The sequence below is a fragment of the Streptomyces diastatochromogenes genome (assembly GCF_002242805.1).
Lineage (GTDB): Bacteria > Actinomycetota > Actinomycetes > Streptomycetales > Streptomycetaceae > Streptomyces > Streptomyces diastatochromogenes.
Window position 1 is genome coordinate 13,862 of sequence record NZ_MCGQ01000029.1, and the last position, 21,956, is coordinate 35,817.

At 72.3% G+C, this 21,956-nt stretch carries 22 protein-coding genes; 6 read left to right on the plus strand and 16 right to left on the minus strand.

Going from position 1 to position 21,956, the window contains the following annotated elements; all coding sequences use genetic code 11:
* Positions 1-56: 56 nt before the first annotated feature.
* The 3 genes from BEK98_RS30095 (at position 57) to BEK98_RS30110 (ending at position 4,894) form a co-directional block, all read left to right on the plus strand.
* Complete coding sequence (locus BEK98_RS30095) at positions 57-893, plus strand: helix-turn-helix transcriptional regulator (protein WP_094219857.1); 837 nt, start codon at positions 57-59, stop codon at positions 891-893.
* 172 nt (positions 894-1,065) lie between these two features.
* Positions 1,066-3,900, plus strand: coding sequence for an ATP-binding protein (locus tag BEK98_RS30100; protein WP_094219858.1), 2,835 nt, complete (start codon positions 1,066-1,068; stop codon positions 3,898-3,900).
* A 202-nt stretch (positions 3,901-4,102) separates the two neighbouring features.
* A complete protein-coding gene (locus BEK98_RS30110; protein WP_094219860.1) occupies positions 4,103-4,894 on the plus strand; it encodes a S1 family peptidase in 792 nt (263 codons plus the stop codon).
* A gap of 123 nt (positions 4,895-5,017) precedes the next feature.
* On the opposite strand, the gene BEK98_RS30115 is transcribed toward BEK98_RS30110, so the two are convergent.
* A complete protein-coding gene (locus BEK98_RS30115; RefSeq protein ID WP_094219861.1) occupies positions 5,018-6,121 on the minus strand; it encodes a winged helix DNA-binding domain-containing protein in 1,104 nt (367 codons plus the stop codon).
* A gap of 155 nt (positions 6,122-6,276) precedes the next feature.
* Here BEK98_RS30115 and BEK98_RS30120 point away from each other — a divergent pair, with 155 nt between their 5' ends.
* The 3 genes from BEK98_RS30120 (at position 6,277) to BEK98_RS30130 (ending at position 9,166) form a co-directional block, all read left to right on the plus strand.
* A complete protein-coding gene (locus tag BEK98_RS30120) occupies positions 6,277-7,419 on the plus strand; it encodes a magnesium and cobalt transport protein CorA (protein ID WP_208643271.1) in 1,143 nt (380 codons plus the stop codon).
* A 194-nt stretch (positions 7,420-7,613) separates the two neighbouring features.
* Entirely contained in the window at positions 7,614-8,588 is a 975-nt protein-coding gene (locus tag BEK98_RS30125) for an RNA polymerase sigma-70 factor (protein ID WP_094219862.1), read from the plus strand.
* Positions 8,585-9,166, plus strand: coding sequence for an NADPH-dependent FMN reductase (locus BEK98_RS30130; RefSeq protein ID WP_094219863.1), 582 nt, complete (start codon positions 8,585-8,587; stop codon positions 9,164-9,166). Before BEK98_RS30125 ends, BEK98_RS30130 begins: the two co-directional genes overlap by 4 nt.
* 21 nt (positions 9,167-9,187) lie before the next feature.
* Here BEK98_RS30130 and BEK98_RS30135 read toward each other — a convergent pair whose 3' ends face one another.
* From BEK98_RS30135 to BEK98_RS30205, 15 genes are all read right to left on the minus strand, one after another.
* The gene (locus BEK98_RS30135) at positions 9,188-10,105 is read right to left on the minus strand and encodes a TIGR03854 family LLM class F420-dependent oxidoreductase (protein WP_094219864.1); all 918 of its coding nucleotides are present in this window, start codon (positions 10,103-10,105) and stop codon (positions 9,188-9,190) included.
* A 31-nt stretch (positions 10,106-10,136) separates the two neighbouring features.
* The gene (locus BEK98_RS30140) at positions 10,137-10,946 is read right to left on the minus strand and encodes a thioesterase family protein (RefSeq protein WP_143684182.1); all 810 of its coding nucleotides are present in this window, start codon (positions 10,944-10,946) and stop codon (positions 10,137-10,139) included.
* Entirely contained in the window at positions 10,936-11,916 is a 981-nt protein-coding gene (locus BEK98_RS30145; protein ID WP_094219866.1) for a beta-ketoacyl synthase N-terminal-like domain-containing protein, read from the minus strand. Before BEK98_RS30145 ends, BEK98_RS30140 begins: the two co-directional genes overlap by 11 nt.
* Positions 11,913-13,139: a beta-ketoacyl-[acyl-carrier-protein] synthase family protein gene (locus BEK98_RS30150; protein ID WP_094219867.1), complete on the minus strand. Its 1,227-nt coding sequence runs from the start codon at positions 13,137-13,139 to the stop codon at positions 11,913-11,915. Before BEK98_RS30150 ends, BEK98_RS30145 begins: the two co-directional genes overlap by 4 nt.
* Positions 13,136-13,378, minus strand: a complete 243-nt coding sequence (locus BEK98_RS30155; protein ID WP_094219868.1) for an acyl carrier protein — start codon at positions 13,376-13,378, stop codon at positions 13,136-13,138. Before BEK98_RS30155 ends, BEK98_RS30150 begins: the two co-directional genes overlap by 4 nt.
* 64 nt (positions 13,379-13,442) lie before the next feature.
* Entirely contained in the window at positions 13,443-14,219 is a 777-nt protein-coding gene (gene fabI, locus BEK98_RS30160) for an enoyl-ACP reductase FabI (protein ID WP_094219869.1), read from the minus strand.
* A gap of 15 nt (positions 14,220-14,234) precedes the next feature.
* Positions 14,235-14,939 (minus strand): 3-oxoacyl-ACP reductase FabG, encoded by a 705-nt coding sequence (gene fabG / locus BEK98_RS30165; RefSeq protein ID WP_094219870.1) that lies wholly within the window; start codon positions 14,937-14,939, stop codon positions 14,235-14,237.
* A gap of 25 nt (positions 14,940-14,964) precedes the next feature.
* The gene (locus BEK98_RS30170; protein WP_094219871.1) at positions 14,965-15,393 is read right to left on the minus strand and encodes an acyl-CoA thioesterase; all 429 of its coding nucleotides are present in this window, start codon (positions 15,391-15,393) and stop codon (positions 14,965-14,967) included.
* 22 nt (positions 15,394-15,415) lie between these two features.
* Positions 15,416-16,603: an acyl-CoA dehydrogenase family protein gene (locus BEK98_RS30175; RefSeq protein ID WP_094219872.1), complete on the minus strand. Its 1,188-nt coding sequence runs from the start codon at positions 16,601-16,603 to the stop codon at positions 15,416-15,418.
* Entirely contained in the window at positions 16,600-18,174 is a 1,575-nt protein-coding gene (locus tag BEK98_RS30180; protein WP_094219873.1) for an amino acid adenylation domain-containing protein, read from the minus strand. The genes BEK98_RS30175 and BEK98_RS30180 overlap by 4 nt, the downstream gene beginning before the upstream one ends.
* On the minus strand, positions 18,171-18,968 hold the full coding sequence (locus BEK98_RS30185; RefSeq protein ID WP_094219874.1) for a hypothetical protein: 798 nt from the start codon (positions 18,966-18,968) through the stop codon (positions 18,171-18,173). Before BEK98_RS30185 ends, BEK98_RS30180 begins: the two co-directional genes overlap by 4 nt.
* Complete coding sequence (locus BEK98_RS30190) at positions 18,965-20,170, minus strand: beta-ketoacyl-[acyl-carrier-protein] synthase family protein (protein ID WP_094219875.1); 1,206 nt, start codon at positions 20,168-20,170, stop codon at positions 18,965-18,967. The genes BEK98_RS30185 and BEK98_RS30190 overlap by 4 nt, the downstream gene beginning before the upstream one ends.
* Positions 20,167-20,427 (minus strand): hypothetical protein, encoded by a 261-nt coding sequence (locus BEK98_RS30195; RefSeq protein ID WP_094219876.1) that lies wholly within the window; start codon positions 20,425-20,427, stop codon positions 20,167-20,169. Before BEK98_RS30195 ends, BEK98_RS30190 begins: the two co-directional genes overlap by 4 nt.
* Positions 20,424-20,693: a phosphopantetheine-binding protein gene (locus BEK98_RS30200; protein WP_167444293.1), complete on the minus strand. Its 270-nt coding sequence runs from the start codon at positions 20,691-20,693 to the stop codon at positions 20,424-20,426. Before BEK98_RS30200 ends, BEK98_RS30195 begins: the two co-directional genes overlap by 4 nt.
* Before the next feature lie 124 nt (positions 20,694-20,817).
* Entirely contained in the window at positions 20,818-21,942 is a 1,125-nt protein-coding gene (locus BEK98_RS30205) for an aminotransferase class V-fold PLP-dependent enzyme (RefSeq protein WP_094219878.1), read from the minus strand.
* Positions 21,943-21,956 lie beyond the last annotated feature (14 nt).

Consider the following 21,956-nt stretch of genomic DNA (forward strand, 5'->3'; position numbering starts at 1 on the left):
CTACCCCCGAACGGGGGTGTGGTCCCCCCACGTGACCGCGCCGAAGGAGCGAAGAGGTGTCAGCACAGGCCGTGGCGGCGGTGGAGATACGCGGTGCGCTGGTCCGGCTGCGGCGCACCACGGGGCTTCCGGTCGCCTTCGGCGGCCTGGTCGAGTACGGCCGGCCGCAGATCCGCATCAGCGAGCTGAGCGGCACCACGACGGCCGCCCTCAGCTCGCTCGCGGTGACCTCCGGCAACGGGCTGGGCGGCAAGGCGGTCGCGCTGGCCCGGCCGTGCGCGGTCACGGACTACTCGGTCTCCCGGCAGATCAGCCACGAGTACGACGTCCCGGTGGCCGCCGAGGGCATCCGCTCGGTGCTCGCGGTGCCGGTCGTGGTACGGCGGCGGGTGCGCGGGGTGCTGTACGGCGCGCTGCGCTCGGCCCAGCCGCTGGGCGACCGCACGCTGGGCGCGGCGGTGGCGGCGGCGCGGGACGTGGAGCAGGCGCTGGTGGTGCGGGACGAGGCGCGGGTGCTGCTGGCGGCGGCCCGGCCGGAGCCCGTCGAGGTGCCCCCTGGGCAGGGTGCCGCCTGGGAGCAGGTGCGTGAGGCGCATGCGGCGCTGCGCGCGCTGGCGCCCCGGATCGCCGACCCGGGCCTGCGCGGCGAACTGCTGGCCGCCTGCGGGCTGCTCACCGTGCCCCGCCCCGCCGGGGGCGCGAGCCTGGCGCCACGCGAGCTGGACGTGCTGTCCTGGGTGGCGGCGGGCGCGACCAACGCGGCCGTGGCCGAACAGCTGGGCCTGCGCCCGGAGACGGTGAAGGGGTATCTGCGCTCGGCGATGCGGAAGCTGGGCGCACACACACGAGGAGAGGCGGTGACCGCGGCACGCAGGGCGGGACTGCTGCCGTAGGCGGGCCCTGGGGGCCTTCCGCGGCAGTCGTAAGGAGACTTGCCCATTCATGCGATGACGCTTTGAATTTACCTATGCGTGACCGTTTGTTATTTCCCTCACCACGGCTTCCGTCCGAATTTAAAGGATCGTTGCTTAGAATTTGGCCCGGACACGACACAGGAGGGGAGCGGTGACCGTGCGACGGGACTTCCAGGAGCCTGCCCGATGCCGCCCCGACCTGCTCATCGGCCGCGAGGAGCTGTTCGCCTCGGCCCGTGACCAACTCGCCTCGGGCGGCAGTGTGCTCCTGCACGGCCCCGCCGGAATAGGGAAATCGACCGTCCTGCGGGCATTGGCCGACGAATACGGCGCCAGCGCGCGCACCGTCTTGCGCTGCTCCGCCACGGAGTCCGAATCCCACCTTCCGTTCCTGGCCCTCGCCGACCTCCTCGGTCTGGTCCTCGACGACGTCTCCCCGCGGCTGCCCGCCGCCCAGCGCACCGCCCTGGAATCGGCGCTCACCGGACGCGGCGAGTCCAGCCTCCAGCGCGACGGCCTCGCGCTGCGCCTCGCGGTGCTCTCCGCGCTGCGCGCGCTCGCCGCCCGGGGCCCGGTCCTGGTCGTCGCCGACGACCTGCAGTGGCTGGATCCGGCCAGCGCCGAACTGCTCGGCTTCGCCGCCCGCCGCCTCGAGGGCACCCCGGTGCAGCTGCTCTGCGCGGCGCGCACAGAGGGCCAGGAGAGCCAGGAGTACGACCGTCATCTACGCGCCTGCCCGCCGGACACGCTCGCCGTCCGGCTCGGCCCGCTCACCCGCACCCAGGTCGCCCAGCTGCTCGACCACCGCGGGCACGGCGGCCTGACCCGCTCCACCGTCCGCGAGATCCACCGCACCAGCGCCGGCAACCCGCTGTTCGCCCTGGAGCTGGGCCGCGCCCTCGCCGACAGCCCGACCCCGCCCCGGCCGGGCGAGCCGCTGCCGGTGCCGACCTCGCTGCGCGCCCTGGTGCTCAGCCGCCTGGACATGCTCTCGGTCGAGGCCCGCCGCACCCTGCTGGTGGCCAGCGCCGGCGCCCGCCCCACCCCGGCGCTGCTGCACGCGGCCGGCCGGGAGAACGCCGAGGCCGAGTGCGCCCAGGCCGCCGAACTCGGGCTGCTCGCCACCGAGCCGGACGCGCCGGCCGTACGGTTCGCGCACCCGCTCATCTCCGCCGCGCTGTACGCGGAGGCGCCCGCCCAGGAGCGGCGGGCCGCCCACGCGGCCCTGTCCACCGCCGCCTCCGACCCGATCGAACGGGCCCGGCACCTCGCCCTCGCCACCACCGGCACCGACCCCGAGGTGGCCGCCCGGCTCGCCGAGGCCGCCGCCCTCGCCCGGGACCGCGGTGCCCCGTCGGTCGCCGCCCAGCTGGGGCTCCTCGCCGCCCGGCACACCCCCGCCGACAGCGTGCCCGGCCCCGACGAGCGGCGGCTGCAGGCCGCCGAGGACGCGATCACCGCCGGCGAGGTCGACCTGGCCCGGGACATCGCCCGCGAGGTGCTCACCCGGGCGACCGTGCCCGCGGACCGGGTGCGGGCCTGGATCTACGTCATCGACACCGCCGGCCACACCATGGCGGAGGTCGACGCCGTCTTCCCGCAGGCCCTCGCCGACGCCGGCGACGACCCGCGGCTGCTGGCCCAGGTCCACTACCAGCTGGCGTGGCGGGCGCTGATCGTGGAGGGCGACTTCACCGAGGCCCGGGAGGCGGCCGCGCACGCCGCCGAGCTGGCCGAGCGCGGCGCCGACCGGCGCACCGAACTGCTCGCCCTCGCCCTGCAGGCGCAGACCGAGACCCTGATGGGCCATCCGGAGGCCCCCCGGACCATCAAGCGCGCCCTGAAGGAGCCCCAGGACCCGAGAGTGGCCTGTCATCACAACGGCGCGGGCAGTGCCCGGTTCCGCTGGCTGGTCATGGGCGACCAGCTGGCCGAGGCCCGGGCGACGGTCACCGCGCTGCTGCGCGAGGTGCGCCGGCGCGGCTCGGTGGAGAGCGAGGTGCACTTCCTGCGCGGCCTCGCCGAGACGGAGCTGCGCGCCGGGCACTGCGGCCGCGCCCTGGAGCTGGCCCGCGACAGCCTCCGGCTCGCCCGGGACTCCGGTATCGGCGAGACCGCCTCGGCGATGCTCACCTCGCTCGCGGAGGCCTCCGGCGGGGACGTGGACCGCGCGCTGGCGCTCGCCCGGGAGGCGGTGGAGCACGCCGAGGAGGACGGCGACCAGATGTACCTGTCCCGGGCCCTGGGCGCGCTCGGGTACGCCCAGTTGGTGGCCGGCGATCCGGCGGGCACGGTCCGCTCGCTGCGCCGGGTGCGCCGCCTGGAGCTGGGCCTCGGCATCACCGACCCGGCGCGCGGCCGCTGGCACGGCGACCTCGCCGAGGCGCTGGTCCGCATCGGTGAGCCGGCCGAGGCGCAGGACGTCATCGACGCCAGCCGCGAGCACGCCCTCCGGCTCGGCCGGGAGAGCGTCATCGCCGTGCTCGACCGTGCGGAGGCGCTGGTGCGCGCCGCGCACGGCGACCACGAGGCCGCCGTCGCCCAGCTGACGTCCGCTCAGGACCGGCTGGCGAAGCTCGGCTACGGTCTGGAGGAGGCCCGGGCCGCGTTCGCGCTGGCCCAGCTGCGCACCCGGCGTCCGGAGGGCGGCCCGCGCAGGGCGGCGGCGTACGACGAGGCCACCCGGCTGTTCCGGCGCTGCCGCGCGCTGCCGTGGCTGCGCCAGGTGGACGAGGCCCTCACCGCCCCGGAGCCCGAGCCGGCCCTCGCCTCGCCGGAGACCCTGGACGCGCTGGCGGGTCTGGCCGCGATGGAGCGCCAGGTCGCCGCGCTCGTCATGGAGGGCGCCACCAACCGGGAGATCGCGTCCCGGCTGTTCGTCAGTGTGAAGACCGTCGAGGCGACCCTGACCCGGGTCTACCGCAAGCTCGGGATCCGCTCACGGGTGGACATCGTCCGTTTGGCGGCGGCGCGGCGCGCGAAGTGACGGCGCGCCAGGTTAACTGACACGGACCGAGGGTTTTCCCTCACCCCACCCCCTAGGGGGTTCCCTCATTGGGAGTCGAGGGTTCCGGGTCCTAGCGTAAAGGGCGTGCCGCTCGCCCGGGCATACGGGGGTCGGTCCCGCGACCCCCGTGCACAACCCCACCCGCGCGACCCCCCACCGGCAACCCCCACTGAGGAGACTCATGTTCGGGTCAAGACGTGCCAGAAAGACCGCCGCGACCCTGGTGGCCACCGCCGCCGCCGCGGCGACCGCGTTGCTCGCCTCCCCCACGGCGAACGCCGCACCCCAGCCCATCGTGGGCGGTACGACCACCACCACCACGGCGTACCCCTTCATGATGCAGATCACGGACGCGTCCGGCAGCCAGTTCTGCGGCGGCACCCTGGTGGCCGCCAAGAAGGTCGTGACGGCCGCGCACTGCATGGTCGGCGAGTCGACCAGCAGTGTCCGTGTGGTCGGCGGCCGGACCTACCTGAACGGCACGAACGGCACGGTCAGCCGGGTGAGCAAGATCTGGATCAACCCGGACTACACCGACGCCACCAACGGCGACGACGTGGCCGTCCTGACCCTCTCGACGTCGATGCCGTACACCCCGGCGTCGTACGTCTCCTCGTCCCAGACGGGCGTGTACGCGGCCGGCACCACGGCCCGGATCCTCGGCTGGGGCACCACCTCGGAGAACGGCAGCTCCTCCAACCAGCTGCGGACCGCGACCGTCCCGATCGTGGCCGACACCAGCTGCAAGAGCTCCTACGGTTCGGACTTCGTCCAGACCGACATGGTTTGCGCCGGATACACGTCCGGCGGCGTAGACACCTGCCAGGGCGACAGCGGCGGTCCCCTGCTCATCGGGGGCGCCCTGGCAGGGATCACTTCCTGGGGCGAGGGGTGCGCGGAGGCGGGTTACCCGGGTGTGTACACCCGGCTGACCACCTTCTCGAACCTCGTGACCACGCAGGTCAACTCGTGACCCGGAAGCAGAACACCTGAGCATCCCTCAGGTAGATACCAGGGGGCGTTGCGGGCCACCACGAGCGGCCCGCAGCGCCCCCTCTCCATGCGGCGTACGGCGCTGAGACGTCCGGGGGGCGGCTCAGCGCCGTACGACGGTGCCGAACCGGATGTCGTACGACGTCCCGGGGTGCATCGTCGCCAGCATCCGCGCCCCCTCCGCGGTCACGTCCTCCCGCTGGGCCTTCGTCAGCGTCCCGAAGGGCTCGATGACCAGGCTGTCGCCGTCCAGCTTCCACAGGCCGGCCAGGAAGCCGTCGACGAGGAGGGTGCGGTGGGCCTGGTTGCCCTGCCAGCTGCGGCCCCAGTACTCGGCGGGTATGACGCGGGTGCGGTCGGCGTGGGAGAGGAGCAGGTTGTCGAACTCGGGGAGGAAGCGGGGCGGGGCCGGGGTGCCGGGGTCGGGGCGGGGCGCGTCGGGCAGGTCGAACAGTTCGACTCCGCTCGGGTCCCGGAAGGTGAGGAGCCGCGGGCGCAGGCGTTCGAAGGTGCCCTTGAGCCGGGTGAGTCCGGCCCAGGTCTGCATGTCCTGGACGGAGGCGGGGCCGAACGCGGCGAGGTAGCGCAGGACCACGGCGTCGGAGGCGGGGGCCGGCTCGGCCGGGCGCCCCAGCCAGTGCTCGGCCGTCGTCAGGGCCACCTGTCCGCTCCGCTCCCACAGGCCGCGCGGGGTCACCTGGACCAGGGGCAGCCGGCAGCGGGCGGCGACGCCGAGGGACTGCGGGTCGGCGTCCGGCCACTCGGTGCCGAGCGCCTCGCGCAGCTGGGCCATGGTCCGCGGCTCGGCCTCGACCAGCTCCCGGGCGAGTGCGGCCAGCCGGTCGAGGTCGACCCCGGCGAGGCCCTTGCGGAAGTTCGTCAGCTCCCGGTCCCGGGCGGGCTGGACCAGCGGCCTGAGGGTCAGGCAGTCCTCGGCGGTGTGGGTGTGGATGGTGGAGCGCAGGGTGACGATCCGGACGGCCTCGCGGGCGGCCATGAGCGCGGACAGCCGCTCGGGGGCGAAGCCGTCGAGGCGGGCGGCGAGGGCGTAGTACGGGGGCCTGACGTTCTGCGCCTGGAGGCCGAGGAGGTGCCGTACGGCGTCCGCGGCGGACAGCGGGGAGCGGCGCAGCAGGAGCTGCCGGTCGAGGGTGGCGCGGTTCAGGGCCCGGGTGTCCAGGAGGGGAGCTGCGCTGCTCTTCGTCATGCCCGCACGCTAACGCGGCTTGCGGACACCTTCTGTCCGTAACTCTCACCGAACCCTGGACCGGTTCCGGGCGCCCGGACCGGGAGACCGCGGCTATCCTGCACGTATTCCGCTTCGTGATCACGCCGTACGCAGGCTCGACGGAGAGGCAGCCGATGTCCGAGCGCCCCCACGGCAGAAACGGCGGCCGCAGGTCCGTCTGGCGCCGTACCGTCACCGCGGCCCCCGCCACCGAGACTCCCGCGGCCGCCCCGGAGCCCGCCGAGCCGGCCGAGCCGGCGAGCGTCGTCCAGGCGGCGCTGTACCGGGACGGCGTCCGGGTCTCCGCCCCCGCCACGCTCGCCGAGACCTTCCGTGAGCTGCGCGACCAGCCCTCGGGCATGGCCTGGATCGGCCTCGCCCGGCCCACGGCGGACGAACTCCTCTCCCTGGCCGCCGAGTTCGATCTGCACCCGCTCGCGGTCGAGGACGCGATGGAGGCCCACCAGCGGCCGAAGCTGGAGCGCTACGGCGACACGCTCTTCGTCGTCCTGCGGGCCGCCCGCTACCTGGACGCACCGGAGGAGGTCGACTTCGGCGAGCTGCACGTCTTCGTCGGCCCCGACTTCGTCATCACCGTCCGGCACGGCGCGGCCCCCGACCTGTCCGCGGTCCGGCGCCGCATGGAGGACTCCCCCGAGCTGCTGAAACTGGGCCCCGAGGCGGTCCTGTACGCGATCCTCGACGCGGTGGTCGACGGCTACGCGCCGGTCGTCTCCGGCGTCCAGAACGACATCGACGAGATCGAGACGGAGGTCTTCCGCGGCGATCCCGAGGTCTCCCGCCGTATCTACGAACTCTCCCGCGAGATGGTCGAGTTCCAGCGCGCCACCCGCCCGCTGGTCGGCATGCTGCACGGTCTGATGGCGGGTTTCGCCAAGTACGAGACCGACGAGGAACTCCAGCGCTACCTCCGTGACGTCGCCGACCACGTCACCCACACCAGCGAACGCGTCGACGGCTTCCGCCAGGCCCTCACCGAGATCCTCACCGTCAACGCGACCCTGGTCACCCAGCAGCAGAACGCGGAGATGCGGGCCCTGGCGGAGGCGGGGTTCGAGCAGAACGAGGAGGTCAAGAAGATCTCCTCGTGGGCGGCCATCCTGTTCGCGCCGACACTGGTCGGGACCATCTACGGCATGAACTTCCACGACATGCCGGAGCTGGGCTGGAACTTCGGATACCCCTTCGCGATCGGGTTGATGGGGGTCGTCTGCGTCAGCCTGTACGTCATCTTCAAGCGGCGGGACTGGCTCTAGAGCCCTCACCTCTCGCTCGGCGCGGCCCGCCATGTCACAAACGGTCCTGCTGTCTCGTCTCGGGTAGCGAACGCAGACTCTCCCGGACAGGAGCTGGACCGTGAACGAACCCGCCACGCGCCGCGCATCGTCAACGTCAGCAGCGCCGCCGGGTTCTTCCACGCGGACGGCCCGGTGCCCTGGCAGCCGACGCGATGACTGAATTCGACGAAGGTACCGCCGAGGAGTTCGAGGAGCTGCGGCCGCTGCTGTTCTCGATCGCCTACCGGGTCCTGGGCAGCGTGAGCGAGGCCGAGGACGCGGTCCAGGAGACCTGGCTGCGCTACGAGACCTCCCCGGCGCGCCCCGCGAACGCCAAGGCCTTCCTCTCGGCCGTGGTGACCCGGATCTCGATCGACGTGCTGCGCTCGGCCCGGGTCAGACGCGAGGAGTACGTCGGCCCGTGGTTCCCCGAGCCCCTGCTGGCCGACCCCTACCAGGACCCGGAGCGCTCGGCGGAACTGGCCGACTCCCTGTCGATGGCCGCCCTGTTGCTGCTCGAACGGCTCACCCCGCTGGAGCGCGCGGTCTTCGTGCTGCGGGAGGTGTTCGCCTTCGGCTTCCCCGAGGTCGCGTCGGCCGTCGGGCGATCGGAGGCGGCGTGCCGCCAGCTCGCGGTGCGGGCGCGCCGGCACATGGACGCGGGCCGGCCCCGCTTCGAGGCCGACCGGCGCGAGCGCGAGCAACTCGCCCGGCGGTTCCTCGACGCCTTCCGGGAAGGGGACGTCGACGCGCTGCGGGAACTGCTGGCCGCCGACGCGTCCCTGGTCGGCGACAGCGGCGGCAAGGCCCCGCAGTGGAGGCCCGCCTTCCACGGTGCCGGGAACGTGTCCCAGGTGCTCGCAGCGCTCCTGCTGTCGTACGTCCGGGTCGGCTGCGCCATGGAGCCGCACGAGGTGAACGGACAGCCCGGCGCGATCTTCCGCGACCGCGAGGGCAGGGTCCTCAACACCTGGGCGCTCGACATCCTCGACGGGCGGATCCACACGATCCGCTCGGTGCTCAACCCCGACAAGCTCGGGCACGTGGGTCCCGTGGCGGACATCTGGGCGATCCTCCGCGAGGCCGACCAGGGACCACGCAACCACACCCTGAGCACACCAGAACCCGAACAGGAGAACCGGACATGATCAGGATCGGCGTCATCATCGGCAGCACCCGCCCCGGCCGCAACGGCGAGCAGGTGGCCCGATGGGTACGGGACGTGGCGGCCGAACACGTCGGCGACGCCGCGGACTTCGAGCTGGTGGACCTGAAGGACCACGCGCTGCCGCTGCTCGACGAGGCCGTCCCGGCGCGCATGGCTCCGGGGCGGCACCCGCACACCCGGCGCTGGGCCGAGCGCATCGGCGCGTGCGACGCCTACATAGTCGTCACCCCCGAGTACAACACCGCCCCGCCCGCCGCCCTGACCAACGCCATCGACTACCTCTACGAGGAGTGGGGCGGCAAGCCGGTCGGCTATGTCGGGTACGGCATCTTCGGCGCGGTGATGGCGGTGCAGAAGCTGCGCGCGCAGGCGGGGCCGCTGCGGATGGCGGACATCGGGCCGCAGGTGGCGCTGTCGCTGCGCGAGGACTTCGTGGACTTCGCCGACTTCAAGCCGCAGGAGCCGCACGGGGCGGAGGTGCGCGGGCTTGTCGACGAGCTGCTGGCCTGGGCGCGGGCGCTCGCCCCGCTGCGCGCGGCTTCCCCGGCCGCCGTCTGACGGCCTGCGGGCGGCCGCACGTCAGTGGTTCTCGAGGGGCGACAGCTCGGTCGTGAACGCCTCGACGAAGGCGCGGCGGGAGGTCACCGGGCCCGCCGGGCGCACCACGAACTTCGACAGGCCGGCGTCGGTGTACCGGCGCAGCTGGTCGCGGGCGTCCGCCCAGCCCCAGCACAGCAGGGTGCGCGGGTCGGCCACGTCGGGGCGGTCCTGGCGCAGCCGGGCCAGCAGGGCGTCCACGGCGTGCTCGTCGGCGTCGTCCTGGACGATCGTCAGGTAGGTGCCGTAGTGGTCCTCGTCGATCGTCCGGGACGCGCGGTCGGCGGCGCGGACGATCCGGGTCCGGCAGACCTCGGCCTCGGCCGGGGTGATGGTGCTACCGAGCCAGCCGTCGCCGAGCCGTCCGACCCGGTCCAGCGCGGCCGGCACCCGGCCGCTGAGCCACAGGTCCAGGGGCCGGGTGGGCAGCGGGGCGACCGATGCCTCGTCCAGGTGGAAGAACCGGCCGTGGTGGGTGACGACCGGCTCGGTCAGCAGGGCCCGCACCACGCCCAGTGCCTCCTCGAACACGTCGGCGCGCCGCCCGTCCGGCACGGGGAACACCGTACGGTCGGCGGGCCGGGCGGGGCGGACGCCGAAGACGGGCAGCACGCGGCGCGGGGCGAGCGCGGCCAGGCTCGCGAGCTGCGCCGCGAGCACCGCGGGGTTGCGGCCGGGCAGGACCACCACGCTCATGCCCAGTTTCAGCCGCTCGGTGCGGCCCGCCGCGTAGGCGACGGCGACCAGCGGATCGACCACGCCCGGCGCCGAGACCAGGTCCGAGAACCACACGGAGTCGACCCCGTGCGTCTCCAACTCGGCCACCAGACGGGCCAGATCGGGATCGCCGGGCGGTGTACCGCGCTCGGGCACGTTCCCCACGCCGATGCGAATCTTCATACCGGTATCAGATCGCCTTCCCGGCCGGCCGTCACTTCTGCGCGGCGGTGTCGGCGCGCCGGAGCAGCCTGCCGAGCGTGGTGGCCGTCGACAGGAGGGTGCCGTCGGCGGTCCGGTGGGTTCCCTCGGCCAGCGCGATGCCGTCGGTGATGGTCGCCTCCGTGGTGAGGCGGCGCCACGCCTGGATGGGGACGTGCCGCGTCCAGCGGACGCCCAGATCCAGGGTGATCGGCTGGACGGTCCCGACTCCCTCGCTGCGGAACACGCACTCCAGCAGGAAGCTGTCGAAGAGCAGCAGGTCGACGGCCGCCCCGTGCGTCGCTTCGCCGATGAGGTCCGGGCGGCCCCTGACCCAGACCTCGCACCGGGGGACGCCGTCCCCCAGCCCGGCCGGGGTGAGCGGGTAGTCGATGGCCCGGACCTCGAGGTTCTTGAAGAAGGCGACCTCGTCCTCCAGCCAGGTCACCGGGGCGGCCGATGCCGGGGGTTCCGCGCCGGTGACGGTCTCGTCGGTCGGCACCAGCCGGCTGTCGAGCAGCCAGGCCTGGGCGGTGAAGACCAGTTCGTCTCCCTGGATCAGGTCGACGCGGACCAACTCGGTGCTCCGGCCCTTCCGGACGGTCTCGACGCGGCCCTCGATGGGGCCGGGCGACGCCGCCCGCGGATAGGAGCCCTGGATTCCGCCCAGGACGAGATGCGGTGCGAACGCCCGGGCGACCTCGCTCGCGAACGCCGCCACGCAGCCGCCGAAGACGCGGCCCGCGAACATCCATTCCTCGCCGACCGTCCCTCGGAAGCCCGAGCTGGACGGCGTGACGGCGAAGGCAGTCTCAAACGACAACGGTTTCTCCCTTGACTCGGAGGACAGCGGCGGCCGCGATGCCCTGGGGTTCGGCCGAGGTCAGCAGCGCGAACCGCTCGGCCGGCCCGGAGGCGGCGGCGTGGCTCAGGACGGCGGCCAGTTGGAAGGGGCCCGACGCGGCATGGACCTGGCCCAGGGACTCCGTCAGGGGCGGCAGCACCGTCGCCTCGGGGCAGACCGTGGCCAGCGCCTTGGACTCCGCGTCATCCGACGTTCCCGAGCCGACGGCGGCCCACACCCGGTCGGGCGAGGTACGGGTCAGCACCCGGTCCGCGGCCTTGAGCACCGCCGTACCGAGGTCGCCGTCCACGGCCACCACCGACGCGACGGCGAGCACCTCGGCCAGGCCGTCGGAGGCACTGCGCTCCAGACGGACCAGGGCGCAGCCCTCCGCCAGGGGTGCGGTGCCGTCACCGACCCACGTCCGCGCTTCGGTCAACTCCTCGGCGGCGCCCGCGAGGAGGGTGTCCGCGCGGCCCGTCAGCAGCAGGCGCCGGCAGTAGCCGAGGGCCGACAGCCCGGTGGAGCGGCCCCCGGCGAGGGTGGCGTTGGGTCCCCTGAGGCCGTGCCAGAGCGCGGTCTGGCTCGCGACACTGTTCATGGCCGCGTTCTGGATGACCGTCGGCTGGATGTGGTACGGCTTCCCGCGCTGCAGCGAGGCCCGGTTGACGTCCAGGATGTTCTGCGCGCTGCCGTTGGTCGTCCCGAGCACGAGTCCGGTACGGGCGCGGTCGTCGTCCTCGGTGAGCAGCCGGGCGGCGGTCGCCACGGACAGGGCGGTGGCGCGGCTCATGGCCCGGGTGCCCTGCTGCCCGAGGAACTCCCGCGGTTCGAAGTCCGGCACCGGCCGGGGCCCGTCGGGAAGGGGACGGCCGGACACGGTGCCCTGTGCGAAGTCCTGGTCGTCGGTGCCGTACGGGGACAGGGCCGACCAAGCGGTAATGATCATCGGGATTCCTCGTAACGGCCCAGCAGGACGATGGCGTTGTTGCCGCCGAAGGCGAAGCCGTTGTTCTGCACGATCCGCACGTCGGCGGGGACCGACCGGTTGGGGACGCAGTCGATGCCGAGTTCCGGGTCCGGCGTCCGGTGGTTGACCGTCGGCGGCAGGAAACCCTCGGTGATCGCGATCGACGAGGCGATCGCGCCGAGCGCGGCGGAGGCGCCCATCGTGTGACCGAGCATCGACTTCAGCGAGATGACGGGGGGCGTCCGGTCGCCGTAGACGGACTTGATCGCGCGGACCTCCGTCACGTCGTTGGACTTGGTGCCGGTTCCGTGTGCCGAGATCAGGTCCACGTCCTCGGGCCGCACGCCGGCGTCGCGCAGGGCCGACTCCATGCACCGCTGGATGCTCTTCTCCTCGGGTGCGAACGCGTGGTGGGCGTCGCAGTTCAGCCCGTAGCCGAGGACCTCCGCGTGGATGGTCGCTCCCCGCGCCCGTGCCGAGGTCAGGCTCTCCAGGAGCAGGATCCCCGCTCCCTCGCCGCTGAGGATGCCCTTGCGGTCGGCGTCGAACGGGCGGCACCGGTCGGGGGACATGATGCCCAGCCGGTAGAACGAGGCGAACGACCGCCGGCAGACGGCGTCGACGCCGCCGACCAGGGCGTAGTCGGCGTCGCCGAGCCGGATGGCGTCCAGCCCGTCCCCGATCGCGTAGTTGCCCGCCGAGCAGGCGGTCGGGAAGGTCATCGGGGTGACGTCCTCGAGCCCGAACTCCCAGGCGATGGAGGCGGCCAGCCGGTGGGTCCCGGCGCGCTCGACGAGCGCCGGGTCCACCGCCTCGGCTCCCCGCGCGACCGTGTCGGCGGCCAGCGCGTCGAGATCCTGCGCCTCGCCGTCGGCGGTGCCGACCGAGATGTGACCCGGACGGTCCCGCAGCTCCTCAGCGGCGAGTCCGGCCTCGGCCAGGGCCATCCGGGTCGCGGCCACGGCGAAGGCGCTCGCCCGGCCGAGCTGGTCCACCGGGGTCCGGGTGATCCAGTCGGCCGGATCGAACCCGGTGACCTCGGATCCGTTGGCGTAGGCGAATCCCGTGGTGTCGAACGCGGTGAGGGGCGCGACCTCGTTGCGGCCGGCCCGCAGCCCCTCGGTGAACTCCGCCACGCCGAAGCCGATGCTCGACACCACGCCACGGCCCGTGAGGACGACCCGCTCCGGCGTACCGGTCATGCCTCGGCCAGCACGTCGTAGATGCCGGCCAGGCTCACCATGCGCGGGGCCTCGGCCTGGTCGATGCTGACGTCGAGCGTGTCCTCGAGGGCCGTCAGGATCTCTATGACCGCCAGCGAGTCGGCGCCGAACTCCTCGGTGTACACGGTCGTTTCCGTCAGTTCGGCGGGCTCGACCTCCAGGATGTCGCAGACGATCTTCTTCACGCGTTCCCGAATGTCGTCGGTGATCTCTGCCATGTCGATCTCCTTGTCCGTAGAAAGTTGTCGTGGGGCTCTGTAGAGCACGGGGCGTGACGGTCGGTCAGGCGCCGATGATGTTGACTCCGCCGTCGACGTGCACGATCTCCCCGGTGGTCGAGGGGAACCAGTCCGACAGCAGCGCCACACACGCCTTGGCCGCCGGGACGGGGTCGGCGGTGTTCCAGCCCAGCGGGGCCCGGTCGCCCCAGACGCCGGCCACCTCCTGGAATCCGGGGATGCCCTTGGCGGCCGGGGTGTCCAGCGGCCCGGCCGCCACCAGGTTGACGCGTACGCCCTGCGGTCCGACGTACCGCGCCAGGTAGCGGGAGCATGCTTCGAGTCCCGCCTTGGCGACGCCCATCCAGTCGTAGAGCGGCCAGGCCTGGGAGGCGTCGAAGTCCAGGCCGACGACCGAGCCGCCGCCCTTCATCAGCGGGAGGCAGGCCACGGTCAGGGACTTCAGGGAGTAGGTCGAGGCGTGCATCGCCGCTCCCACGTCGTCCCAGGAGGTGTGGAGGAAGTTGCCGCCGAGTGCCGTCTGCGGAGCGGCGCCGATCGCGTGCACGACACCGTCGAGCGTGGGTACGTGTTCGCTGATCCGGTCCGGCAGTTCCGCCAGCTGCGTCGCGTTCGTCACGTCGAGTTCGATGACGGGCGGCGCGGCGTCCGGGCCGGAGGGCAGACGCCTGGCGATGCGTTCGGTCAGCCCGCGGCGGGGATAGGCGGTGAGGAGGACCTGCGCCCCTTGTTCCTGCGCGATCTTCGCGACGTGGAATGCGATGGAGTCCTGGGTGAGCACCCCGGTGACCAGGATGTTCTTCCCCTCAAGGATTCCCATGAACGGCTTCCTCTCTCAGAGTCCCATGGCCAGGCCGCCGTCGACCGGGACGACGGCTCCGGTGACGTAACCGGCGTCAGCGCCGGCCAGGAAGCGCACGACCTTGGCGACCTCCTCGGGGGAGGCGGTGCGGCCGAGCGGGATGCGCTCCACGGCGGCCGCCTTGATCTGGTCGCTGAGTCCCGCGGTCATGTCGGTGTCGACGAACCCGGGCGCGACCACGTTCGCGGTGATGTTCCGCCCGCCGAGTTCCCGGGCGAGCGAGCGGGCGAATCCGACCAGTCCCGCCTTCGAAGCGGCGTAATTCGACTGACCGCTCTGGCCGTTGAACGCGACCACCGAGGAGACGAAGACGAGCCTGCCGGAGCGGGCGCGGATCATGTTCTTGACCGCGCGCTTCGCGACCCGGTACGCGCCCGTCAGGTTGGCGTCGAGCACCGCGTCGAAGTCCTCTCCGCGCATCACCGCCAAGATCTTGTCCCGGGTGATCCCGGCGTTGGACACCAGGACCTCGACGGGTCCCTGCTCCGCCTCGACCTTGGCGAAGGCGCTGTCCACGTCCTCGGCGCTCGTCACGTCACACTTCACGCCGAACAGTCCGGCCGGCGCCTCGCCCGACCGATAGGTCACGGCCACGGCGTCGCCGGCGGCGGACAGCTCCCGGGCGATGGCCAGGCCTATCCCCCGGTTTCCGCCGGTCACCAATACCGATCTCGTCATCAATGCCCCCGAATCACGATGGTTGTCATGCGGTCCGCAGCGGCGCGACCTCGCCCAGCGCCTCGACCAGCCGCGGGGGCAGCAGCGTGCTGCCCGATCCGTCAGTGGCCACCGCGACGTAGACGATGCAGCCGGTGGCGGTGATCGCGTCGTCGCGGGTGAAGGCGAAGTCCAGGGTGAAGCTCTTCTTGCCGATCCGTGCGGTGCTCATCCGCACCTTGGGCCGGTCGGTGAGGGTGATGGCCGCCTTCCAGTCGATCTCGACATGGGCGACGTGCACGTCGACGCCCAGCTCGGACCAGGTGTCGTACGGCAGGTCACGTGCGAGGAAGAAGCCGTCCACCGCCTCGTCGACGTGGGCCAGGTACCACATGTTGAACATGACGCCCTGGCGGTCGATCTCGAAGAAGCGGGGCACGACTGAGTGCTCGAACACCGCACCGTCCTCGGTCATGAGGTCTCTCCAATCCTTCGGTTCACCAGGAGAACGCGTTCTCGTCGCGGAGGTCGACGCCCAGCGCGGCCTTGCCGAGGTATTCCAGACACTCCTCCGGCTTGGCGGGCATCACCGCCCCGTACTGGAGTTCGCGCAGCAGCCGCTCGATCGGCTTGGCGCGGCTCACGGCCGCCGAACCGCACAGCGAGACAGCGGCCCGGGCCAGCTCCGGGCCGAGGTCGGCCACGGCGTACTTGGCGGCGTGGACCAGGGTGTTGGCCGTGGCGCCGCCGCGGCCGAGGTCGACGGCCTCACCGGCGCGTTCGACCAGGGCGCGGGCCGCGTGCAGGCGGGCGGCGTTCAGCCCGACGGTGCGCTGGACGACGGCCGATTCCGCCTTCTTGGGCGAGGCGGTCACATGGTCGACGACGGCCTGCTGCACGGCCTCGGCGATGCCCAGGTAGGCGCCGGTGTAGCCGGCGACCATCCAGTGCGGTTCGCGGATCACCTTGGGCAGCGACAGGCCCTCGATGCCGAGGAACAGCCGGAACCGGGGCACGGTGACGGCGTCCAGGGTCATGTTGGCGGTGCTGGTCCCGTACATCGCCGTCAGGTTGTGGATCTCCCCGAACCGGACCCCGGGGTCGTCCTTGCTCACCAGGAAGTGGGAGATGCGTCCCGGGTCGTCGGAGTCCTCGGGCCGGGCGGGGACCGCGTAGTAGTCCGCGATGCCGGCCAGCGACACGAACGACTTCTCGCCCGTGATCACGAACCCCTCGCCGTCGTCGGTCCGCCGGTAACGGGTCTGCAGTCCGCGCAGCTTCGCTCCGCCGGCGGGTTCGGACGCGGCGGACGCGAAGATCTTGCGGCCGTCCACCACCTCGTCGAAGAGCCAGGTGCGGAACTCCTCGGCCATCGGCGGCAAGGGCGTGTCCGCCGATTCGCACAGCGGTCCGATGACGGCGTTGTGCATGTTCAGCCCGAGCGCCGCCGCGCCGTTGTGGAAGCCGACGGCGGACAGCACCCGCCAGTAGTCGGCGAACCCGAGCCCGGCTCCGCCCGCCCGGCGCGGTACCAGCAGGGTCAGGAAACCCGCCTCGGCGAGGAGGTCGTAGGGCTCCCGGAGGTCGCCGGTGCGGGCGTCCACGCCGGCCGCCAGCGGCGCCAGCTTCCGTCCGACCTGGTGGGCGGCCTCAAGAATCTTGTCGAAGTCGTCGGGAAGCGTCATCGTGTCTCCTTCGGCGGCGAGGGCTCCGGCGGCCCCTCGGCCGCGAGCGTCAGACGGTCGGTCTTTCCGCGGGCGTTGAGCGGGAACGCGGAGAGCACGACGGCCCGGTCGGGGACCATGTACAGCGGGAGTTGGGTGCGCAGCAGCCCGAGGACGTCCCGTTCGGACACCGTGCCCTGCGTGTACGCCCAGACCTCGCCCTCGTGCGCGCCGGTCTTGGCGACGACGGCGGCGGCCCGGATCCCGGGAGAGTCGAGCAGCACGCTCTCGATCTCTCCGATGTCGATGCGGTAGCCGTGCCGTTTGATCTGGGAGTCCTTCCGGCCGAACAGCACGAACTCACCGCCGCTCGTGCGCCTGCCGAGGTCTCCGGTCGGATAGGCGCGGCGGACGACGCCGTCGGCGAAGCGGACCTGCCGGGTCGGGTCGTGCAGTGCCCCGTCCACCAGGTAGCCCAGGAAGACGGTCGCGCCCGCGACATGGATCTCGCCCCGGTCGGCCGTGGGCTCACCGGTCTCGTCGAAGACGTCCACGACATCGCCGGGAACGGCCGATCCGATCGTGGCCTCCTGCTCCGCCGTCCACTTCGGCGGGACCCGCAGGAAGGTGCAGACGTTCGTCTCCGTCGGCCCGTAGAAGTTGTGGACGGGCCGGTCGCCAGCGAGGCGCAGAAGCGTCTCCAGGGGGCGCGGCGGGAAGGGCTCGCCCGCGTACACCAGCGTCCGCAGGCCGGACGGGAAGGCGTCGGCGATGCCACCCCGTTCGAGCATGTTGACGTAGAGGGACGGCACCGCGTACAGGACGCTGATCCGGTGTTCGGTGAGCCAGTTGACGACATCGGCGGGGAACGCCTTCAGCCGTTCCGGCATCAGTACGGTGCACGCGCCGGCCGCGGCGGCGGAGAACAGGTCGTACGTGCTCAGGTCGAAGGTCAGGGCGGCCTGCGACCCGATGCGGTCGGTGGGACCGAGGCCCGTTTCAACGGCGGCCCAGACGGCGAAGTGCGCGACGTTGGCGTGCGACAGCAGCACGCCCTTCGGCACACCCGTGCTGCCCGAGGTGAACAGCACATAGCCGCCGTCGCGCGCGGGCTCGGGAAGCGGCTCCACCGGCGCCTGCTCCTGCGTGCGCAGCAGGCCGATGCCGCCGTCGAGGTCGTGGACCTCGGGAACCTCGTCGCCGCCCACCGCCTTGCGGGCGATGTTCTCGGACGAGGCGACGGTCAGCAGCCGGGTCAGACCGCCCTGGCGCAGCATGCGGCCGGTGCGGACGACCGGGTTGCGGACGTCCAGGGGGGCCACGACGGCCTTGGCGCGCAGTCCCGCGTGGATCGCGATGACGGCCTCGGCCGACTTGGGGATGAAGACCCCGATCCGGTCGCCGGGCCGCACTCCCTGTCCGGCGAGCCGTGCGGCGAGGCGGCCGACGGCGTCGTCGAGTTCGGCGTACGTCCAGACGCGGTCGCCGTCCACGAGGGCCGGCCGGTCCGGGTACGTCCGGGCGGCGCGGGCGAGCAGCCCGTCCAGCCGTTCCTCCGTGTGCCGTGTCGTGGGCTCGGGTGTCGCGGTCATGAGGGCTCCCTCAGCAGCAGCCGCAGCTCACGCTCGCCCAGCGCGGAACCCACGTTCACGGCGACCGCCCCCGCCGCGGCCGCCGCACGCTCCGCGCGCACGGTGAGGTAGAGCTGGACGAGACCGGCCAGGCTCCCGAAGTCCGACAGGTGTGCGTCGGCGTCGGGGGTCACGGCGGCCCGGGCCGTCCCGGGTGTGGGGTCGGCTCTGCGGATCAGGAAGGCGACGGCGGCGTCGACCCGCGCCGCGCCGGCCTGCGGCCCGCCGTCCTGCAGTTGTGCGTGGGCGTCGAGCGGCCGGGTCTCGGTCGCCAGGTCGACGCCGAGCAGCAGCACCTGGTCCATGCCGTCGTCGAGGATGGTGTCGACGAGGTCGAGGGCTTCGCCGCGCAGGTCGCCGCGGAGGGCGACGCAGGTGGTCGGTCCGGTGATGGCGTAGTCGCGGGCCACCACGCCGAGGATCGTCGTCGGCACCGATTGGTAGAACAGCAGCGGGTTGGCCACCCGCCCGGACGTCAGCAGCTTGCTGCCGAGATCGGCGGTGACGGTGTCGCCGTAGAGGGTCGCCAGCACCAGGCCGGTGCGCGCGCCCTCGTCGCCGAAGGCCTCGCCGCCCGTGACACCGGCCAGGCAGCGGTCGATGACGGACTTGATCAGCGGGCTGAAGGCCGACTCCACGAAGCCGGGCACCCGGCCCGGTTCGACGGGCTCGACCGTGAGGGCGCCGGCCGTGACGCCGGACGGCACGACGAGCGCCTCGGAGACCAGGAGTCGTTCGGTACGCGTGTCGATCATGCTCGCTCCAGGAGCAGCGCCGTGTTGGCCCCGCCGAAGGCGGAGTTGGTCGAGATCGCGCGCCGCAGACTCTGCCGACGGGGGCCGTCGGTCACGTAGTCCAGGTCGAGCGCGGGATCGGGCGTGGTGAAGTTGGCTGTCGGCGGCACGATTCCGTGGGTGAGGGCCAGCAGGGTGATCACGGCCTCCACGGCTCCGGCGCCCTCCAGGGTGTGTCCCGTCGTGCTCTTGGTCGAACTGACGGGCAGGTGCGCGGCCCGGTCCCCGAACACCCGGCGCAGCGCGGCGGTTTCGGAGGTGTCGTTGGATGCGGTGCCCGTGCCGTGCACATTGACGTAGTCCACGGCGTCGGGGCCGAGCCCCGCGACGCGGAGCGCGGACTCCATCGCCGTCGCGGTACCGCGGCCTTCGGGGTGCGGCCGGCTGGCGTGGTAGGCGTCGGAGGAGATGCCCCAGCCCGCGATCCGGGCGAGCACGTTCGCGCCCCGCGCGGCCGCACTGGCCTCGGACTCCAGCATCAGGCACGCCACTCCGTCGCCGAGCAGCAGCCCGGTGCGGTCCTTGGAGAAGGGGCGGACGTGGCCGTCCTTGGCGAAGGCGCGGGCCGAGTCGAACTTGGCGAACAGCTCCCGCTCGACCAGGTAGGACCCGCCGGCGAGCAGCGCGTCGGCCCGTCCCCGGCTGATGAGGCGGCTGGCGTGGATGATGCTGTCGGCGGAGGCCACACAGGCGTTGAGGAAGGTCATGCGCAGTGGCCCCACGCCGAGCGCGTCCCCCACACCGTGGGAGAGCTGGCCGGGCACGCTGTCCTTCAGGAACGCCGTGTCGGGCGTGTCCGCACCGTCGGCCAGCGAGCCCCAGTACCGGGTGATCGGCCGGTAGTCGCCCTGGCTGCCGACGAGCACGCCGGAGATCTTCGACTCGGCGATGCCCGCCATGTCGATCGCGGCCCGGGAGCAGGCCACCAGGGCGTCGTGCTGACGCGGCGGCGGATCGCCCGCGAAGCTCACCTCGGGGATCTCCGGGCCGCTGCCGTCGTATACGGCCGCCGACTTGCACCGGAACGGCGAAATATCGAACCGGTCCACTTCGCGGAATGCCGGACGGCCCGAGAACACCCCGTCGAGCAGTGCCTTCTCGCCGAAACCGAAAGCGGTGAAGACGCCGAAACCCGTGACGACGACGCGCTGGGATTCCGTCATCGGCCGTCTCCTGACGCCGCGGTGACTCCTTCGGTCAGCGCGTTGACATATTCGGCGATCCGGTTGATGCTGGAGAAATCCTCGGCCCGGACTTCCCTGAGGTCGAGTTCGACGCCGAAGTCGGTGCGCAGGCTGTGGTCCAGCCAGGCGAGCGAGAAGGAGTCGACCAGGATTTCCGAGTCGTCCTCGATGTCCTCCACGCCGGCCAGCGTCTTGCCGTCGACGAGGATCCTCCGGATGTCGTTGGATGTGATCACCGGGAACCACTGTTCTCCGCGCTCGCGCCGGCGGCCACTGCCGAACGCTGCCTGACGACCTCGTCGATGAACTCCCCGAGCGTTCCGTTGATCAGCAGCTCCAACGCCTCGTCGGAGAACTCGATGTCGTACTCCCGTTCGAGGTGGACCGTCACCTCGAGAATGCCGATCGACTCGAGTCCGAGACCCTCCGGGCCGATCGAGGTGTTCAGGTCGACGTCGTCGTCCAGTTCCAGGCCGACGGTGTCTTCCATGATGTGGGTCACGAGTGCGAGTATTTCTTGCCTCTCCGCTTCCTGGCTTTCTATGGGCATCTCTGCCCCTCCTTCGCTTCGATGAGACGGGTGTGAAAAAGGCGGATGTGAAAACCGCGGTGTGAAAACCGCTGGGTCAGCGCAGGACGTCGCGCAGCGCGTCGGCGAACGTCTCCACGTCGGCCAGGGAGTTGTAGTAATGCGGGGAGACGCGCACGGCGAATTCGACGCCCGCGGTGCGCATGTACAGGGGTGTGTGACTGCCCTGTGCGATCCACACGTTGACCCCGCGCGCTCGCAGCTCGGCCCGGATCCGCTCGGGCGACACCCGGTCGTGGGTGAACGTGACGATGGCGGCATGCCGGGAGCCGGGGTCCACCAGCCGCGTCCCGGGCAGCTCCTCGATCGCCGCACGTACGGCGTCGCGCAGCGGGCCGGGGCCGCCGTCGGTGCGGGCGAGATGGTGACGGACCGCCGCGTCGAGGCCCATGACGCCCGCGCTGCCGCGCTCGGCGTACTCGAACCGGCGGGCGCTGCTGGTGTTCACCTCGTAGTCGTCGTCCGCGACCATGTCGGCGATGTGCAGGTCGTGGAAGGGCAGCGAGACCTGGGCGCGCAACCGGGGCCCGATCGCGGCGAATCCGGTGCCGCGCGGCCCGCGCAGGAACTTGCGTCCCGCGCCGGTGAGCAGGTCGCAGCCGATGGACGCGACGGAGACCGGCAGCTGCCCCACCGACTGGCAGGCGTCGATGCCGTAGAAGCACCGCCAGGGCGCGAGGATCTTCCCGATCTCCTCGACCGGTGTGACGATCCCGCACCCGGACGGCACATGAGGTACGGCGACGAAGGCGACGTCGTCACCGATGTGCGCGCTCATCCACTCCAGGTCCAGGTCGCCGTCGGCCACCAGCGGTACGACCTCGATGGTGAGGCCGAAGCGGCGGCGCAGCTCGGTCCACAGGATGAGGTTGCCGGCGTACTCGTACGGCGTCACCCAGACCCGGTCACCGGAGGTGAACGGGAGGTGGGACACCACCGACGACCAGGCGCGGGTGGCGCTGTCGAAGAGGGCGATGTCGTCGGCGGGGGCGTCCAGTGCGCGCCCGAGCGTCTCGTACACCCCGTGTTCGAGGGTGTCCGCGTGGCGCTGCTCGGCCTCGTAGGCGCCACCCCGCGCCTCTTCGGCCAGATAGCCGGTCATGGCCTGGGTCACGGCCTCGGGCATGAGCCCCGCGCCCGCGTTGTTGAAGTGGATGGGCATGCGCCAACTCCGTT

Excerpts from the sequence above, each read along its gene's own strand:
- BEK98_RS30110 (WP_094219860.1), top strand. The coding sequence starts at position 4,103 with ATGTTCGGGTCAAGACGTGCCAGAAAGACCGCCGCGACCCTGGTGGCC.
- BEK98_RS30115 (WP_094219861.1), bottom strand. The coding sequence starts at position 6,121 with ATGACGAAGAGCAGCGCAGCTCCCCTCCTGGACACCCGGGCCCTGAAC.
- BEK98_RS30120 (WP_208643271.1), top strand. The coding sequence starts at position 6,277 with ATGTCCGAGCGCCCCCACGGCAGAAACGGCGGCCGCAGGTCCGTCTGG.
- BEK98_RS30125 (WP_094219862.1), top strand. The coding sequence starts at position 7,614 with ATGACTGAATTCGACGAAGGTACCGCCGAGGAGTTCGAGGAGCTGCGG.
- BEK98_RS30130 (WP_094219863.1), top strand. The coding sequence starts at position 8,585 with ATGATCAGGATCGGCGTCATCATCGGCAGCACCCGCCCCGGCCGCAAC.
- BEK98_RS30135 (WP_094219864.1), bottom strand. The coding sequence starts at position 10,105 with ATGAAGATTCGCATCGGCGTGGGGAACGTGCCCGAGCGCGGTACACCG.
- BEK98_RS30145 (WP_094219866.1), bottom strand. The coding sequence starts at position 11,916 with ATGATCATTACCGCTTGGTCGGCCCTGTCCCCGTACGGCACCGACGAC.
- BEK98_RS30150 (WP_094219867.1), bottom strand. The coding sequence starts at position 13,139 with ATGACCGGTACGCCGGAGCGGGTCGTCCTCACGGGCCGTGGCGTGGTG.
- BEK98_RS30155 (WP_094219868.1), bottom strand. The coding sequence starts at position 13,378 with ATGGCAGAGATCACCGACGACATTCGGGAACGCGTGAAGAAGATCGTC.
- fabI (WP_094219869.1), bottom strand. The coding sequence starts at position 14,219 with ATGGGAATCCTTGAGGGGAAGAACATCCTGGTCACCGGGGTGCTCACC.
- fabG (WP_094219870.1), bottom strand. The coding sequence starts at position 14,939 with ATGACGAGATCGGTATTGGTGACCGGCGGAAACCGGGGGATAGGCCTG.
- BEK98_RS30170 (WP_094219871.1), bottom strand. The coding sequence starts at position 15,393 with ATGACCGAGGACGGTGCGGTGTTCGAGCACTCAGTCGTGCCCCGCTTC.
- BEK98_RS30175 (WP_094219872.1), bottom strand. The coding sequence starts at position 16,603 with ATGACGCTTCCCGACGACTTCGACAAGATTCTTGAGGCCGCCCACCAG.
- BEK98_RS30180 (WP_094219873.1), bottom strand. The coding sequence starts at position 18,174 with ATGACCGCGACACCCGAGCCCACGACACGGCACACGGAGGAACGGCTG.
- BEK98_RS30185 (WP_094219874.1), bottom strand. The coding sequence starts at position 18,968 with ATGATCGACACGCGTACCGAACGACTCCTGGTCTCCGAGGCGCTCGTC.
- BEK98_RS30190 (WP_094219875.1), bottom strand. The coding sequence starts at position 20,170 with ATGACGGAATCCCAGCGCGTCGTCGTCACGGGTTTCGGCGTCTTCACC.
- BEK98_RS30205 (WP_094219878.1), bottom strand. The coding sequence starts at position 21,942 with ATGCCCATCCACTTCAACAACGCGGGCGCGGGGCTCATGCCCGAGGCC.